Source organism: Psychrobacillus sp. FSL K6-2365, assembly GCF_038003165.1.
GTDB lineage: Bacteria > Bacillota > Bacilli > Bacillales_A > Planococcaceae > Psychrobacillus > Psychrobacillus psychrodurans.
This window is the reverse complement of the sequence record NZ_JBBOOO010000001.1, coordinates 825805-842429: the sequence shown is the minus strand read 5'-3', so window position 1 is coordinate 842429 and position 16625 is coordinate 825805. Positions and strand designations below refer to the sequence as shown.

Below are 16625 nucleotides of genomic sequence, written 5' to 3'. Positions count from 1 at the left end.
TTTTTTTCGAAGATGACATTTTGGAAGCACCAAGGACACTATTACATATTCCATATTACAGTAATGTATCCAATAACGCTAGTTTTTTTTCTGAATAATTTTTACTATTTTTTAGGTTAATAGATTTCCTTTCTTTTATCAAAGTATATTCACATTAAAAACTTTTAAATTTTTTTTAGTTTTATTGAATTTATTGCGTGCATTTTATTTAATATGTGTTATGATGTACTGTATAGAAGGTTACTTATAGATGTGTAACGCCGTAAACTTGTTTGTACATTCATTAGTGTGCAGCCTTCTACTTCCTTCGTTTTATCGCTCAAGAAAAGAAGCATCTGAACATCGGATGCTTCTTTTCTTATTTTATCGGGGCTTTGATCTAATGATCAAAGCCTCTTTTTTATTTGTCTTGCAAATATTAGTCCTCCTATTAAACTGGCATTACCTACTAACGCTAGCGCTGTGATTGTCTTCTCTAAGTTTGCAAGTGCTAGATAATGTGTGGAATTATTGAAATTTTTAATATGTTTCGTTATATTTTCGGTAAAAGATGGGTTTGGTTCATGACTCCTCCACCGGTAATGATAAAATCAGATACACATGCCAGCACCATTTGATATATTCCTTTAGCTATTTAGCATGATTTTATCTCAGCATGTTTTTATCTCAGCATGTTTTTATCCACCTTTTCATTAGTAGAAAAGTATCGAGTGTTGAATAGAAGGAACTACAGTAGAATTGTTTAAACATTTTTGCCCATTAAAGTTAGGTTACAGAATCCAATGATGGTAATCTCGTTGTTAAAAATCTATTTATTTAGATATCTTTATCAATTAGAACGTATATAGTTTGTATTGGTCCATGAACTCCTACTACTAAATAACTTTCGATATCAGCCGAGTTGCTTGGACCGGTAATATAATTAATACAGGTCGGAAAAGGTTCTCCTTGTTTAATACGTTCACTTAAGGATCTCATGCTTTCCTGTAATCTTGGAATAATAGAATTTGTTGGGATTAGTACGATATGGATTTCCGGTAATAGGCTGACAGATCTTCCTTTGTTATGTTCGTTAAGCAGGACGACTGTGCCGGATTCAGCTAATGCATGATCACAATAGGAGAGTCCGATTGTTGCTTGTTCTGCATTTTGGATATTTTGGGAGCCGAGTGCTGGGTTCCAAGGTGTTGTATTGGCTTGGAGCCATTCATCTAAATCTGGGTTTCCTCTTTCTATAGAAGAAAGTACTTTTTCTGATGGTATATCTTTTGTTAGTTCAGTTAAGGTTTCGATAAGGTTTGTTTGTGTTGTTTCTATTATATCTGCTCGGATAAGCTTGGCAGATTCAATGAATACTTGTTTCAAAGAATTTGTTTTGAGTGCGCTATAAACACTTGAAATAGGTAGTTCTACTTTGTTTCTTTGTAGTTTAGTCACCCTTCGTTCCCTCCCGTTCTTTCATCCAGTCCCGGAAACGACTTTGTTTTGGTGTGGGGAAGTCCCGACTATTCGTCCATTCTTTTAAAAGACCAGGACCATTTGATATAGTTTGTTTGTTTTTTAGTAGCATTTTGAGACTAACTGCGGCCATTTTAGAGCCCCCTGTATAAACAGAGTTTGTAGATGCACCGAAACCAAACGCTTTCATCATAAGGCGTTCACTAATAGGTGCTTTCCCTTCTGTTTCTACTATGACTTGGCGATGTTTAAGTAGTAGGCTATGCAATGGAATTTTCACTGGACAAACATCTGTACATGCCCCACAAAGTGTTGATGCGTATGGTAGTTCTTTGTGATCCTCGTAGCCATCGAGTAGCGGAGTGAGTACCGCACCAACTGGCCCTGGATAGATAGAGCCATATGCATGACCGCCGATATGACGATATACCGGGCAAACATTTAAACATGCTCCGCAGCGAATGCACTGGAGAATTTCTTGAAAATCAGTACCTAGAATTTTGGAGCGACCATTGTCTACGATAACGATATGTAGCTCCTCTGGTCCATCGACTTCCTCTTGCTTTTTAGGTCCTGTGAGTAGCGTTACATAGCTTGTGATTCTTTGACCTACTGAGGCTCTTGTTAGTAAAGACACCATGACGTCTAAGTCTTCGAAAGTGGGTACTAGCCGCTCCATACCCATGACTGTTATTTGGGTTTTAGGAATAGTCGTGACTAAGCGAGCGTTTCCTTCATTTGTAACGAGGCAGATTGATCCGCTTTCTGCGACTCCAAAATTACAGCCTGTTATCCCTAAATCAGCTTCTAGGAATTTTTCTCGAAGTGTATAGCGTGCGTGCTTTGCAAGTTCTTCTGGATCCGCCGACCTTTTGTAATTTAGTTTTTCCACAAAAACGTCTCGGATTTGTTCTTTCTTTTTATGTAATGCGGGCACAACGATATGCGATGGCGGGTCATGATCATCGATTTGAAGTATATATTCTCCTAGGTCCGTTTCTACTACTTCACACCCTATCGACTCAAGTGCAGCATTTAGTCCAATTTCTTCTGTCACCATCGATTTAGATTTAACAATTTTTTTAGCGTTTTTTTGTTTTGCGATTTGTTTAATATAGTTCGTTGCCTCTGTGTCATCCTTTGCGAAGAATACATGACCACCACTTTTTGTTACTTGTTCACTGAATTGCTCTAAATAGTGCGCGAGGTTATTTACGGTATGCTGACGAATTTCTTGCCCTGCTTCGCGCCATTTTTCCCATTCTCCGAGTTGATCGGTTGCTAAGTCTCGTCTTGCTCCAAGTCCATCCTGTGCGCTAGAAACTGCTTTTCGCATAAAATCATTATTTAACTCGGAAGCTAGACGTTGTTTGAATGGACCAGATTTTATTTTGAGCGGCAATGTTATCCCTCCATTCCTCGGTTTAGTACTTCTGCGATATGCAATACTTCGATGGACTGTTGTTCTCTGGAAAGTCGCCCACCTATATTCATGAGACAGCCACAGTCCACCCCTATTAAATAGTCCGTATTAGCTTGTTTAATATGCTCCACCTTTTCTTTCACCATTTCAGCAGAGATATCTCCCATTTTGACGGAGAAGGTCCCACCAAAACCGCAACACTGACTTTGCCCAGTAAGTGGCTGGATCGTCAAGTTGTCTACATTATTCAATAGAAGCTTTGGCTCTTCTTTCGCTCCGAGTAGTCTTGTCATATGGCAGGATGTATGAAAGACAGCTGTTCCTGGGAGTGATGTTTCTATTTTGGTTACGCCTAGTACATGGACGATGAATTGGGTTAGTTCGTATGTTTTGGATGCGACTTGTTTGGCTATTGCGTGCCATTTAGGATCATCCTGGAAGACGTGTTCATATTCTTTAAGCATGAGTGCGCATGAGCCAGATGGGGTGACGATGTATTCGGCGTGTTGGAATGTTTCGAGTAAATGGATCATTGCTGGTTTTGCTTCGTGCACATAGCCACTATTGTATGCTGGCTGACCACAGCATATTTGGGCTGGCGGAAAGTCGATTTTACAACCTAGTTTTTCGAGTAGTTCTACGGTTGCGATGCCTACGTTTGGTTGGAATAGGTCGACTAGGCAGGTGGAGAATAGGGTGACATGTATAGTCATACGTGGTCTTCCTTTCTGAAAAAGCCGCTTCTTGCGGGAAGCGACTTTTTGGTTTATATTGAATGGTCCTTTTTGGATTATATTGAATGCTCCTTTTTGTTTAGACAGTAGCACTAATTAGTAATACTGTTGATTTTCGTTGCAGGCGGACGCTTTCCGCGGGCGAGGCCGAGTCTCCTCAGTCGCTATGCTCCCTGCGGGGTCTCGACTTTCTCGCTTATCCCGCTGGAGTCGCCACCTTCCACTACAATCAATAAAACGAGTAGTATTCTATTAAATAATGAAAAAGAGCATTTAGATAAAACACGATGAAATTACAATTCATATTAATGACAAATGAGTTAATCCCTCGAGATCCGCTTGAATTTATAATAGTTAAGGTCAGTCTAGTGTGTGTAATTATAATTAGCAAAGATCAATACAGAGTCAACTAAAAGTAATAAATGACCGTAATACTGTTTCACCAGTGGTATATCATCAACGAGTAAATGCTGCTGCTACTCCTCCGTCTACGGTTAGCATACAGCCGGTTGTTTTGGCTGATTTGCTAGAGGCGAAGTAGGCTATTGCTTCTGCGATGTCTCTTGGATAGATGTTTTCTTTTAGGACGGTTCGCTCTCTGTAGTGATTTTCTAGTTCGTCCGGTTCGATGCCGTATGCTGCTGCACGTTCTTCGCGCCATTTGGAGCCCCAGATGGCAGAGCCTTGTAGGACTGCGTCTGGTAATACTGAGTTGGCACGGATTCCGAAGTCGCCACCTTCTGCAGCTATGCAGCGTGCCAGGTGGACTTCTAGTGCTTTGACCGCGCTATATGCAGATGCGTTTTTGCCGGCATAGATAGAGTTTTTGGAGCCAATGAAAATCATGCTACCGCCTTTCCCCTGTGCTTTCATCACTTTAAATGCTTCTCTGGAGACGAGGAAGTATCCTGTTCCGAGAACATTCATATTTAGATTCCATTCTTTTAAGGTTGTTTCTTCGAATGGGCTGGATGTCGCAAGACCTGCATTGTTTACTAGGATGTCTACACCGCCATATGTTCGGTTCACTAATTGGAATGCTGAAATGATTTGATCTTCATCAGTTACATCCATTTTCACTGCTGTTGCTCTGCCTTCTCCGTTTGAAGCATTTATATCGGCAGCAACTTTTTCTGCTCCTTCTAGGTTTAAGTCGGCTAGGACAACATGTGCTCCTTGAGAAGCTAATAGACGGCATGTTTCACTACCGATTCCTCCTGCTCCTCCAGTGACGAACGCAACTTTTCGAGAGAACTCGGCTTCTTTGGGTGCAAGCGAAAGCTTATATAACTCCAATGGCCAGTATTCTATGGAAAAAGATTCTTCTGCAGAAAGAGATGTGAAACCACCTAGTGCATCTGAACCTTTCATGACAGAAATAGCTCGGTGGTATAGTGCACCACTCACAAGGGTAGATGCCTTGTCTTTTCCGGTGTTAATCATCCCGATTCCTGGGATAAGTATGACCCTAGGTGAAGGGTCAAACATGTTATCGTCTGAGGATGCATAAGCTTCAAAGTATTTTCGGTATTCTGCTTTGTACGTTTCAATACTTGTTTTAATCGTTTCTAGATTTCCATCCCAGTCTATGAAAAGTGGGACCCGTTTTGTGTGCACTAAATGATCTGGACATGCTGCTCCGACTTGGGAAAGTGAGGCAGCACGTTCGCTATTGACGAATTCCAGTACTTCGTCTGAGTCATCATACGTTACGATTTGACCTTGGTTTGTTGAAACGAGTCCTCTTATGTATGGAAGGATTTCGTTTAATGTCTGAAGTCTTTTTTCTTGTGCTACTGTTTCTGTAGATGGTCCACCGAATGCAGGATGTTGTTTTAATTTGTGATCGATATAGACTTTCGCTTCATTAATAATGTCGATTGTTTTATCATAGCTTTCTCGTGCTGTGTCTCCCCAAACGACTAGACCGTGTTTTTCCATTAGGACTAACTCAGCATTCGGATTGTTTTGTACACCTTCTGCAATCATTTTAGATAGGAGAAAACCAGGACGTATATAAGGTACCCATACGAAACGGTCTCCGAATATTTCCTTTGCTATTTCCCTGCCATTTGGTGCACAGCAAATACTGATGATGCTATCGGGATGTGTATGGTCTACATGTTTATATGGAAGAAACGCATGTAAAAGTGTCTCGATGGAGGCACGTGGATGCGATTTGTCGAGCATGCAATGACTTAAATAGTCAACCATTTCTTCATCAGTCATATCTTCCCGGTGCTGAAGTGGAAGAATATGCTCTAGTTGAAGTGCAGTGAAGTTGGACTCCTTCATTGTAGCGAGGTCAGAACCGCTCCCCTTTACCCACATTACTTCGACTTCGTTACCTCGAAAATCGGTTGCGATTGTTTTGAAGGAGGTATTTCCCCCTCCCCAGTTACAAACACGACGATCTGTTCCGATTAAGTTCGAGCGGTAAGTAAGTTCTTCTAATGTATTGGATTGTACAGATTTATCGGATGTGTTCCATAGGTTTTCTATCATATTTTTTCTCCCCTTTCAGGTGGTTTAGGTCGTGCATTATAGATGATTGCTCTGTGAAAAATGTGCTGAGCTGTTTGTACATATCAAATAATTGGTTGTAAATGTTCGCATTATCTTTGTTCGGTTTATAAATGATTGTTTCATTGGACGCCATATGTCGGATAGCTCTCGGATAGGAGTCGTATGCACCTGCTGCGACTGCTCCTAGGATAGCTGCTCCTAATGCTGGTGCTTGGTCGGTTTGTACAACAGTTATTTCTTTTTGCAGGATGTCTGCATAAATCTGCATAAGTAGGTTGTTTTTATTTGGTATACCACCTGTTGCGATTACTTGGTTAATAGGGATTTCGTGCTTTTCAAATAAATCGATGATGACCTTTGTACCGAAAGCAGTTGCTTCAAGTAATGCTCGATATACTTCAGCTGGTGTTGTAGAGAGTTTTTCTCCAACTAAGGCACCCGATAAAGTTGTGTCTACGTATGGAGTTCTGCAGCCGTTATGCCAATCGAGTGCCAGAAGACCACTTTGTCCGGGTTGAAGTGCCTTAGCTTCATCGGTAAGTGTTTCAAAATTCGTATGATAATTTTTTAGGAAGTGGGCAAATAAATCCCCCACTGCTGCCTGCCCGGCTTCGTATGCAAAGTAGCCTGGTAGTATACCATCTTCTACGACACCACTAATACCAGGGACTAACACTTCTTTCTCGCTAAGTAATAAGTGACAGGTTGACGTTCCCATGACCATGACGAGCGTGCCTGGTTCACTTACTCCGGCTCCGGGAAGTGCCGCATGAGCATCGATGATTCCTACAGCAACTGGAGTTCCTTCACGAAGTCCAACTTTTTTACTCATTTCTTTTGTTAATGTACCAGCGAGTGTGCCGGATGATTGAACGATTCCTTGTAGTTTTGTTTTGTATATATTGTTTAAGGCGGGACTGATTTTTTGTAATGTTTCATTGTCGATAAATCCTGTTTCTTTATGCCATGCTCCTTTGTAGCCTGCAGAACAGCTGTTTCGAATAAGATTTCCAGTTAGTTTTGAAACGACCCAATCCCCTGCTTCGAGGAATAGAGGAGTTTGGTTAAAAAGTGTTGGATCATCGTTTGCGATTTCTAACACTTTAGGAATCATCCATTCCGATGAGATGGTACCACCGTAACGCTTGATCCATTGTTCCTGCTGTAAAATATTGTTTAGGTGTTTTGCTTCGTCTTCTGCCTCGTGGTGCTTCCACAGTTTGACGTATGCATGTGGGTTATTTTCATGCTCTTTTGTTTGGCATAGCGGGTTTAGATTTTCGTCGACTGGTAGGATGGTGGATGATGTGAAGTCTAGTCCGATACCTACAATGTCGTTTAGATTTATTTCTTTTGTTACCACCGGGATTGATTTTATGAGCACGTCAAGGTAGTCTTGTGGCACTTGGAGTGCAGTTTCTTTGCCTAGAGTACGGTTATTTAAATGCCCAGTGATGACGCCATGGGGGTAGGACGTCACACTAGTAGCGACGATATCGCCGTTTTCGATGTTCACTAATATTACACGTCCTGATTCGGTTCCATAGTCAATGCCGATTGCATATTTCATGGTTTCACCTCTCTACTATCTTTCAAAAGTTAAATTCATAACCATTAAAAATAAATTCCGAAAACCCTTGATTTCCGTTGCAGGTGGACGCTTTCCGCGGGGGGAGCGATGAGCCATCACCGTCGCTACGCGCGCGATGTGATGTCTCATCTGTCTCCCTTATCCCGTCGGAGTCGCCACCTTCCACTCCAATCAATAACGTAGGTAGTACTTAACATGTTAATAAGAATTAAGAGATTCTATTAGACACGAAGAATATACAGTATTATCTAGAGAATCCACAGCAGACCCTTCGCGAGTTAGAAACTGATTATGAATAGCAACACTGTAGCTGCACCCTATTTACTTAACTTATTTATATAACGGGCCGAAGTTTTTGCATGCTTGGTAGTCGGCTACTTCTGGTTGGTCGGTGCCGAACATGTTCCATGCGCTTGGGCGGAAGATGCGTGAGGCTTCGACGTTGTGCATGTTTACGGGAATTCGTAAGATGGAAGCAAGTGTTATTAGGTCGTCTCCGATATGACCGTAGCTGAGAGCACAGTGGTTGGCTCCCCAGTTGTTCATGACAGAGTAAACATCAGTGAATGCACCTTCGCCGGTTAGGTTTGGAACAAACCAAGTCGTTGGCCATGTTGGATCTGTACGTAGGTCCAGTGTGTCATGCATGTCGTTTTCTAGTTCGACGGTGTGCCCTTCAGCAATTTGTAGCACTGGCCCAAGTCCTTTTACGTAGTTAATGCGGGCGATTGTTACTGGCATATCGCCTTTTGTTGTGAAATCACTTGAGTAGCCGCCGCCTCGGAAGTATTCTGTTGATGCCGGACGGAACTGAACGTTTTCTAGTGTTTCTTTTACTTCTTCGTCTGTAATATCCCAGAACGGTTTCATGACAGGTTTGCCATCTATTTGTTGGCGACCGGTTCCATCAAGTGCTGCAGAACCCGAGTTAAGTAAATGGATGATTCCGTTGGCAGCTTTTCCTGTGAGTTCTTTTCCGGTTACGCGTTTTACTGCATCTGGGCTCCAGTACGTGCGCACGTCTGCAAAAACTTGTGCGGTGTTTGTTAGTAAGTTGCCCATTGTCATTGTGACACCATTTAAGCTATCGTTTTCTGTTGCTAGAATGTATGGTGCGCGTTTGCCATTCCAATCAAAGGATGAGTTTAGGAAGGTTTCCATGAAGTCACCGTTCGGAAAGTAGTCCGTCCATTGACGCTGCCCTTGGAATCCAGCGATAAGTGCATTATGACCATTTGCTTCCTCTTCAAAGCCCATTTCTTTTAGTTTGTCACTGCCAATCATAAGGTCACGAGCGATGAGCGTCATTTTAATAGACCGTTCCCAGTCACTACGTTTTTCTTCATTTGTACGTTTGAATTCTTCTTTGTTTATGTCTTCACCTATCGTTAAGTTCTCGTCTGCCCATTGAAGTGCTTTTTCGTATTCTTCTTTGTCGTAAATTTCTAAATCCATCCGGCGAACAAATTCACTCATGTCGATGTACTCATTGCGCATGCCTAGGTATTCCTGAAAGAAGTCGTCTTTTACGATACTTCCTGCTATTCCCATGGAGACAGACCCCATAGCGAGATAGGATTTTCCTTTTAACATTGCTGCTGCAAGGCCAGCTTTTGCGAAACGGAGAAGTTTTTCTTGGACGTCTTTAGGGATAGTTGGATCTCCCGCATCTTGAACGTCATGCCCGTATATTCCGAATGCTGGTATCCCTTTTTGGTTGTACCCGGCAAGAGAGGCTGCTAGGTAAACTGCTCCCGGTCGTTCTGTTCCGTTGAAGCCCCATACTGCTTTCGGAAGATGCGGATCCATATCCATTGTTTCACTGCCGTAACACCAGCAAGGAGTTACAGTAAGTGAAACGCCGACTCCTTCTTTTTTAAACTTTTCGGCTGCTTGTGCTGCTTCAGCTACCCCACCTATACAAGTGTCTGCAATGACGCATTCTACTGATTCCCCGTTATAGTATTTCAGGTTTTCGGATAGGAATTTTGCTACGTTTTTTGCCATATTCATCGTCGTTTCTTCTAAGGATTCTCGTACTCCTCTTCTGCGACCATCAATTGTTGGACGTATTCCTATTTTCGGTAAAGCTCCGATATAACGTTCTTTTGTCATGAATAATTCCTCCATTACATATGTAGTAGTTGTTGAAATCGATCGATTGCTTCTTGCCATTCGGCATTGTGCTGTGGTTCATATTGTTTCATCTCGAAAGAGTTTGCGACAAGTTGTCGTCCATCTTCGATTGAGTGTAGTTCTCCAAGCGCTCGCAGTTGGGATAATCCGTTACCGATAGAGCTTGCTTCAGTTGGTCCAGTATGGACTATTTTGTTCGATGCATTTGCGATAAATTGGCATAGATTTGTATTTTGTGTCCCGCCTCCACCGATGTAAATGTCGGTTGTTTTCGTATTCGTGATTTTTTCTATTTGTTTGATTGTGTATGCGTATTTTATAGCAAGGCTTTCGATGAAACAGCGGATATGCTCACCGGGTGTGATTGGAACCTGCTGATTTGTTTTCATACAGTATTTCTTGATTGCCTGCAACATCGATACCGGATTAAAGAATAGGTCGTCATCCGGGTCGATGAATGTGTTGAATGATTTAGCTTGTTGCAGAGCATTTATTTCCTGTTCGTATGTGAAATGGATTCCTTGTTGCTTCCATTCTTCTCGACATTTTTGAAGAATCCAAAATCCCATGGCGTTTTTTTGAAATCGGTATTGCCCTTCGCTCGTTCCTTCGTTTGTGAAGCTTTGCTGAAATGCTTCTGCTGTTGTGATTGGTTCTTTTATTTCCTTTCCGATTAGCCCCCATGTTCCAATACTGATGAATAAGGCATTTGGTCGTTGGATTGGTAGTGCAGATAATGCGCAGGCTGTGTCATGTCCTGGTACAAGAGCCATTTGGATGGTAGGATGGTTCTTTATCGTAGCTACCATTTGATGCGGCATTTCGATTGGTGCGAATGGGAGTGTTTGATTGAAAAAAGTTTGTTGAATATTTTTGTCCCATTGTTTGTGTTTGTTAACTAGCTGTGATGTTGAGGCTATAGTGAATTCGTTCAGTTTGACGCCTGATAATGCGTGCATAAGTAGGTTGGGCATCATAAGTATGTCGGTAGTTTCAGTTAAGTATTGTGGGTATTGACTTTGGATCGCCATCAGTTGAAATAATGTGTTTATGGCAGAAATTTCGTTACCGGTTTGTTCAAATAATGTTTGGGGTGGTAATTGTTTTGTAGCTTGTTGGACATATTGGACGGAGTGCGTGTCTCGGTATGAAAATGGTTTGGAAACTAGCTGTCCGTTTTTGTTTAATAATCCAAAGTCTACTCCCCATGTGTCGATGCCTAGTGATTTGGCAGGTGACGTTACTTTGTTGAGACCTTGGTTTAGTTCTTTTATAAGATTGCTGTAGTCCCAATAATAATGATTGTTTTCATGGACTGGTTTGTTTTGGAACCTGTGTATTTCATTCATCGTGAGCGTTTGCCCAGTATATGTTTGGGCGACTAGGCGACCGCTAGATGCTCCGAGATCATAGGCAAGTACTGTTGTCATTGTGATTCCCTCCTATTCCTTTAGCAATTTCGAGCGATATCTTTCTGCTGAAAGGTTTCGAAGGTCCTCACATTCTTGTTCAGTCAAAACTCGTGGACCACCGAAAATGGAACTAATAGTGTATACTTTGGCGGATTCCTCCGTTAGTTGCATGAAAAAGTATGCTTCTTTCATCGTTTTCCCTAATGTTAGAACACCGTGATTACGCATAATTATGACATCTTTGTCAACGAGTTCTGCTACTTTTTCTGCAAGTAGATTGGTCGTCGGTATGACGTAATCGATGTAACCCACACTCTTGACCATCGCTGGAAAATCTGGAAATAAAGGCGGAATGTCTTTGCCAGCAGAGGAGACGCCTACCGAATAGGTCGGATGTGCATGAAGAACTGCTTGGATTTCCTCATTTTTTCGGAAGCATTCTAAATGCATGAGTACTTCGGATGATGGGCGAAGATTGCCTTCGATTTCTCCTGTTGTAATGTCTACTTTCACCCACTGATGAGGTTCTATTTCCTTGAGATCAAAGCCACTTGGAGAGATGTACATGTAACCCCCATCTCGCATGCTGAGGTTGCCGCCTGCTCCTACTACTAGGCCTTGGTCTACTAATTTATGTGCATATTTGTTTAGTTCTTCAATGACTTTAGACATTTGGTTACTTCCTTTCTGCTAGAGTGCTTTAGCGATGCGTTCTAATGTTTCTGTTTGTTGGAGCATTTGTGCATGTGTATATGTTGGTGATTCTTTGTTTTCGATAGCCTGGTGGAATGCTTTTATCTGCTCGATATAGGCATTTCCTGTTTCTTTGACGGTATGGGTTTCATTGTTTGAGTGGTAATGGATGATCCCATCGTAATTGTTTTGGTCAACTCTGAAAGCAAATGGGAGCTGCATCGTTCCTGTTGTGCCGATAATATCAATAGTTTGGGTCATTGGTCCGTAAAAGCTTGCATCAAACTGAGCAAGGATTCCGGATGGATAGCTAAGTTGGACAGCTATATGTGTATCGATTCCTTTTTTTGCTCTCCCCTGTAAAGCTTGGATGTTATTTGGAGTTTCTTCTATTAAATAGTTCAGTACATTTACCGGATAACATCCAATGTCATTTAGTACCCCTCCCCCAAGATTTGGATCGAGGCGAATGTCATCGTCCCAATTTTCCATCGTGAAATGGAAACGGGCACGAATCGTGAGTATTTCCCCAATTGTTCCTTCTGTTATCAATTGCTTTGCTTTTCCTATTTGCGGATGAAAACGATACATGAAAGCTTCCATTAGGAGTACATGATGCTTTTTGGCTGCTTGTTGAAGTTCTATTAAATCTTTTGTAGTGAGCACAATCGGCTTTTCACACAGGACATGTTTGTTTGCTTGGATTGCAGCAAGTGCCCATTGTTTGTGATATGCATTCGGAAGTGCTATGTACACTGCATCCACATCAGATGATTCGAGAAGCGCTTCGTATGACTGGAATGTGTTTGGAATATGGAATTGCTGAGCTAGGGATTCTGCTTTGCCACTACTACTTGCTATTGCAGTAACTTCATTGTTTGGTGTTTGTATGATCGCTGGAATAACTTGCTGTTTAGCAATGTTCGCAGCTCCTATAATTCCCCATCGCAATGTCTTCAATTTGTTAGCCTCCTTTCTTTTGTGTTGCAATTTGTTACTGATGCTATGTAAGCCACCAGTAACTTTTTGCAACAGGAATGCTGTGTTTTATTCGTAAATTGCGTTTTGCACTTCTTCTGATTCAATATTGTCTTTGTCGTACCAGATGAAGCCTGTGTCAATTGTTTTTTCAACTTCTTTTCCGTTCATCGCATCTACTGCAGCTTTTACTGTTTCGTAACCGATGCCGACTGGATTTTGTGTTACTGCTCCAGACATTAAGCCACTTGTAATTGCGTCAATTTGTTGTTTCCCCGAGTCAAAACCGACAACTACAAGTTCACCCGATTTGTTTAGTTCTTGTACAGCGTTTACAACACCTATTGCAGAGCCTTCATTGGAACCAAAAATCCCTTTTAAGTCGCTGTGTGCTTGAATCATCGCTTTTGCAAGGTCGGTAGATTTAAGATGATCTCCACCACCGTATTGGATGTCGACGATTTCTATATTTGGATATTTGGATTCAATTTGTTCTTTAAAGCCATCACGACGTTGTACTCCTGTTACAGAAGTTTGGTCATGTACAACTAGTGCAATTTTTCCTTCTTCGCCGATGAATTCAGCCATTTTGTCTGCCGCTAAAGCCGCTGCTGCTTTGTTATCCGTAGAAGCAGTTGCAAGAGGAATATCACTTTCTACTCCTGAGTCAAATGCAATAATAGGTATTTCACTTTTTTGAGCTTCTTCTAGTAACGGCGTTGCTGCTTGTGAGTCAAGTGCTGCAAAGCCTAGTGCATCTGGCTTTTTGTCCAGTGCCGCGCGGAGCATTTCTATTTGTTTATCCACTTGTGATTCACTTTCTGGTCCTTCAAAAGTAATTTCTACATCAAATTCCTCCGCTGCTTCTTCTGCCCCTTGTTTAACTGCTTGCCAGAATTGATGCTGGAATCCTTTGGAGACAATCGCTACGTATGGTTTATCGCCACTTGGTTCTGATGTTGTGCTAGAATCAGCTTCCTCTGCATTACATGCACCTAAAATCGTAGAAACAGCTAACATACTTCCTAAAATCCATGACCTTTTCTTCATTTATTTCTCCCCATTCCCTTTTATATTTAACGTCACTTGGACGATAGACCCTTTGTTATTCTTTGCGTCTTCTGAGAATATCCATATATACTGCTAGAATAATAACCATGCCGACTACGACCGTTTGCCATTCTTGCGGGATAGACATGATGCGTAGACCGTTTGTTAGAACGCTCATAATCAGTGCACCGATTACTGTCCCAACAATTGTTCCTTTCCCTCCACTAAGGGATGTTCCACCGATAACAACCGCTGCAATCGCTTCCAATTCATAGCCTTGACCTAATGCTGGCTGGGCTGAATTTAAACGAGAAGCCATGATAACTCCAGCAATTCCTGTAAATGCTCCTGCCAATGAATAAATAGTCACTTTCCAGAAATCCACATTCACACCTGAAAGTTTTGTCGCTTCTTCATTGCTTCCAATCGCGAAATTATAACGTCCTAAAATAGTTTTTGATAAAATGACCGCTCCAATAATTGCAGCGAGGAAAAATATTAGAACTGCATTTGGAATGTCCACTCCCGGAATTATTGAGCCAAGTGCAATCTTTGTGAATAAAGCATGGTCTGTGAAATAAATTGGTGCTGCCCCTGAAATAACTAGTGCCAGACCTTTTGCAATCATCATCATTGCAAGCGTGGCAATAAAAGGAGGAATCTTCATCTTGGTAATTGCAATCCCACAAAGGTAGCCACAGATTGCCCCTGTTGCAATACCTGCAAAAACACCGACAATCAATGGTAAACCTGCATTGACAATGACTACTCCGGAAATGACCGAGGATAAAGTCATTACTGTTCCTACTGAAAGGTCAATTCCTCCTGTAATAATGACAAATGTAGCACCAAGTGCAAGAATTCCAATTACTGCAGTTGATAATAAAATACCGATCATGTTGCTCCATTGTAGAAAGCTATCTGATGCAATTGAGAAAAAAATAACTAAAACTATTAAACTTCCAAATGCTAGAGTTTGTTGAATAGCACCTGGCGGTATGACTTTTTTCTTTACTGGCTCTTTTTCAATAATTGTATCCACGTTCATTTACTTCACCCCTATTATTAGTGGAGCTGTGTTGCATACTCCATTATTTTTTCTTGTGTCGCTTCTTCCGAGGAAAGTACCCCTGTGATTTTCCCCTCTGACATGACGACGATTCTATGACTCATTCGTAAAACTTCAGGTAATTCAGATGAGATCATGATGATTGATTTCCCACTTGCTGCAAGCTCATCTAGTAGTTTATAAATCTCTCCTTTTGCACCAACGTCAATTCCACGTGTTGGTTCATCGAAGATTAGAATGTCGCAATCCCTTTGGAGCCATTTTGCAATAACGACTTTTTGCTGATTGCCTCCAGAGAGGAGTCTAATCTCTTGATCTACAGATGGAGTTTTAATCTTTAGACTCTCGACGTATTTTGTAGCTGTTTTTTTGATTTTGGAATCGCTTACAAAAACTGAGTTCGTTTGGTAGTCTTTTATAGTTGCTAGTGCAATGTTCGATTTGACGTCCATGCTGACGAGTAAGCCGTATTGTTTTCGGTCTTCTGATAAGTAGCCGATTCCTTGTTTCACGGCGTCCGCTGGTGATTTTATTTTGACTTCCTTGCCATGTAGGTTGATCGTTCCATTTGTGGATGGATCAGCACCGAATAGTACTCTGGCTACTTCTGTCCGTCCTGCACCCATTAGCCCAGCAAATCCAAGTATCTCTCCTTTTTTTAAATCGAACGAAACATCTTTTAACAGGTTTTTCGTGGAGATATTACTTACCTTTAGTACTGTTTCTTTTTCTCCAGAAGCAATGTTTGGCTTCGATTCTATGTATACATGTCGGCCAACCATCAGTTGAATGACTTTGCTCATTTCCGTTTCTGATGTCTTTAGGGTGTCCACGTATGTTCCGTCTCTCATAACCGTGATTCTGTCAGAGATTCGCTTAAGTTCGTCCATTCGATGAGAGATATAAATGATTCCGACGCCTTTTTCTCTGATGCTAGTAATAATGTCAAAGAGTGTATCGATTTCGGTTTCTGTCAGCGCTGTGGTTGGTTCGTCCATGATGAGTATTTTCGAGTTGAATGAAAGTGCCTTTGCAATTTCTACCATTTGTTGCTTTGCTACGGTTAAATGACGCACTTTAGTTTTGGGGTCTAAGTCTAAGTTGAGTTTGTTGAAAAGTTCTGCTGTTTGCTTGTTCAACTGTTTGTCGTTTACAAGAAGGTTCATCGTTCCTTTTGGTTCACGTCCGATGAAAATATTTTCTGCAACTGTGAGGTCTTTCATCAAGTTGAGTTCTTGATGAATGATGGAAATACCAAGTTCTTGTGCTTGTTTTGGAGAATGAACTGTAATATCTTTCCCCTGAAGAGTGATTGTTCCTTCGTCTTTTGGATAGATACCTGTTAGGATTTTCATGAGTGTAGACTTTCCCGCACCATTTTCCCCAACGAGCGCTAGTACTTCCCCGTATTGGAGGTCGATTGTTACATCGGATAATGCTTTGACACCCGGGAACGATTTGCTGATATGTTCCATTCGTAAAAGAGGCTCCACTTTCATCCCGCCTTTTTGTTGTTTGATATTTGTTTATATTTGTTTTTCTTTGATTGTGTTGA

General features: G+C 41.5%; 12 protein-coding genes. All 12 read right to left on the bottom strand.

Annotated elements, in window-relative coordinates; genetic code table 11:
- Positions 1 to 816 precede the first annotated feature (816 nt).
- Positions 817 to 1437 (bottom strand): LutC/YkgG family protein, encoded by a 621-nt coding sequence (locus MKY29_RS04275; RefSeq protein WP_340879072.1) that lies wholly within the window; start codon positions 1435 to 1437, stop codon positions 817 to 819.
- Positions 1430 to 2860, bottom strand: a complete 1431-nt coding sequence (locus MKY29_RS04270) for a LutB/LldF family L-lactate oxidation iron-sulfur protein (protein ID WP_340879071.1) — start codon at positions 2858 to 2860, stop codon at positions 1430 to 1432. Before MKY29_RS04270 ends, MKY29_RS04275 begins: the two co-directional genes overlap by 8 nt.
- Positions 2861 to 2862: 2 nt before the next feature.
- The gene (locus MKY29_RS04265; RefSeq protein WP_445677863.1) at positions 2863 to 3594 is read right to left on the bottom strand and encodes a (Fe-S)-binding protein; all 732 of its coding nucleotides are present in this window, start codon (positions 3592 to 3594) and stop codon (positions 2863 to 2865) included.
- 477 nt (positions 3595 to 4071) lie between these two features.
- Positions 4072 to 6120 (bottom strand): bifunctional aldolase/short-chain dehydrogenase, encoded by a 2049-nt coding sequence (locus tag MKY29_RS04260; protein ID WP_340879070.1) that lies wholly within the window; start codon positions 6118 to 6120, stop codon positions 4072 to 4074.
- Complete coding sequence (locus MKY29_RS04255) at positions 6089 to 7711, bottom strand: ribulokinase (protein ID WP_340879069.1); 1623 nt, start codon at positions 7709 to 7711, stop codon at positions 6089 to 6091. The genes MKY29_RS04260 and MKY29_RS04255 overlap by 32 nt, the downstream gene beginning before the upstream one ends.
- 351 nt (positions 7712 to 8062) lie before the next feature.
- Positions 8063 to 9847 carry an L-fucose isomerase gene (locus MKY29_RS04250; RefSeq protein ID WP_340879068.1) on the bottom strand — a complete coding sequence of 595 codons (1785 nt, stop codon included), beginning with the start codon at positions 9845 to 9847 and terminating at the stop codon, positions 8063 to 8065.
- A 14-nt stretch (positions 9848 to 9861) separates the two neighbouring features.
- Positions 9862 to 11298, bottom strand: a complete 1437-nt coding sequence (locus MKY29_RS04245; protein WP_340879067.1) for a rhamnulokinase — start codon at positions 11296 to 11298, stop codon at positions 9862 to 9864.
- 12 nt (positions 11299 to 11310) lie between these two features.
- The gene (locus tag MKY29_RS04240) at positions 11311 to 11952 is read right to left on the bottom strand and encodes a class II aldolase/adducin family protein (protein ID WP_090565517.1); all 642 of its coding nucleotides are present in this window, start codon (positions 11950 to 11952) and stop codon (positions 11311 to 11313) included.
- An 18-nt stretch (positions 11953 to 11970) separates the two neighbouring features.
- Complete coding sequence (locus tag MKY29_RS04235) at positions 11971 to 12933, bottom strand: Gfo/Idh/MocA family protein (protein ID WP_340879066.1); 963 nt, start codon at positions 12931 to 12933, stop codon at positions 11971 to 11973.
- 87 nt (positions 12934 to 13020) lie between these two features.
- A complete protein-coding gene (locus MKY29_RS04230; RefSeq protein WP_090565521.1) occupies positions 13021 to 14001 on the bottom strand; it encodes an ABC transporter substrate-binding protein in 981 nt (326 codons plus the stop codon).
- 55 nt (positions 14002 to 14056) lie between these two features.
- Positions 14057 to 15049 (bottom strand): ABC transporter permease, encoded by a 993-nt coding sequence (locus tag MKY29_RS04225; protein ID WP_090565523.1) that lies wholly within the window; start codon positions 15047 to 15049, stop codon positions 14057 to 14059.
- Between the two features lie 17 nt (positions 15050 to 15066).
- Positions 15067 to 16545 carry a sugar ABC transporter ATP-binding protein gene (locus tag MKY29_RS04220; protein WP_340879065.1) on the bottom strand — a complete coding sequence of 493 codons (1479 nt, stop codon included), beginning with the start codon at positions 16543 to 16545 and terminating at the stop codon, positions 15067 to 15069.
- Positions 16546 to 16625 lie beyond the last annotated feature (80 nt).

Excerpts from the sequence above, each read along its gene's own strand:
- MKY29_RS04230 (WP_090565521.1), bottom strand. The coding sequence starts at position 14,001 with ATGAAGAAAAGGTCATGGATTTTAGGAAGTATGTTAGCTGTTTCTACG.
- MKY29_RS04240 (WP_090565517.1), bottom strand. The coding sequence starts at position 11,952 with ATGTCTAAAGTCATTGAAGAACTAAACAAATATGCACATAAATTAGTA.
- MKY29_RS04245 (WP_340879067.1), bottom strand. The coding sequence starts at position 11,298 with ATGACAACAGTACTTGCCTATGATCTCGGAGCATCTAGCGGTCGCCTA.
- MKY29_RS04260 (WP_340879070.1), bottom strand. The coding sequence starts at position 6,120 with ATGATAGAAAACCTATGGAACACATCCGATAAATCTGTACAATCCAAT.
- MKY29_RS04220 (WP_340879065.1), bottom strand. The coding sequence starts at position 16,545 with ATGGAACATATCAGCAAATCGTTCCCGGGTGTCAAAGCATTATCCGAT.
- MKY29_RS04255 (WP_340879069.1), bottom strand. The coding sequence starts at position 7,711 with ATGAAATATGCAATCGGCATTGACTATGGAACCGAATCAGGACGTGTA.
- MKY29_RS04265 (WP_445677863.1), bottom strand. The coding sequence starts at position 3,594 with ATGACTATACATGTCACCCTATTCTCCACCTGCCTAGTCGACCTATTC.
- MKY29_RS04250 (WP_340879068.1), bottom strand. The coding sequence starts at position 9,847 with ATGACAAAAGAACGTTATATCGGAGCTTTACCGAAAATAGGAATACGT.
- MKY29_RS04225 (WP_090565523.1), bottom strand. The coding sequence starts at position 15,049 with ATGAACGTGGATACAATTATTGAAAAAGAGCCAGTAAAGAAAAAAGTC.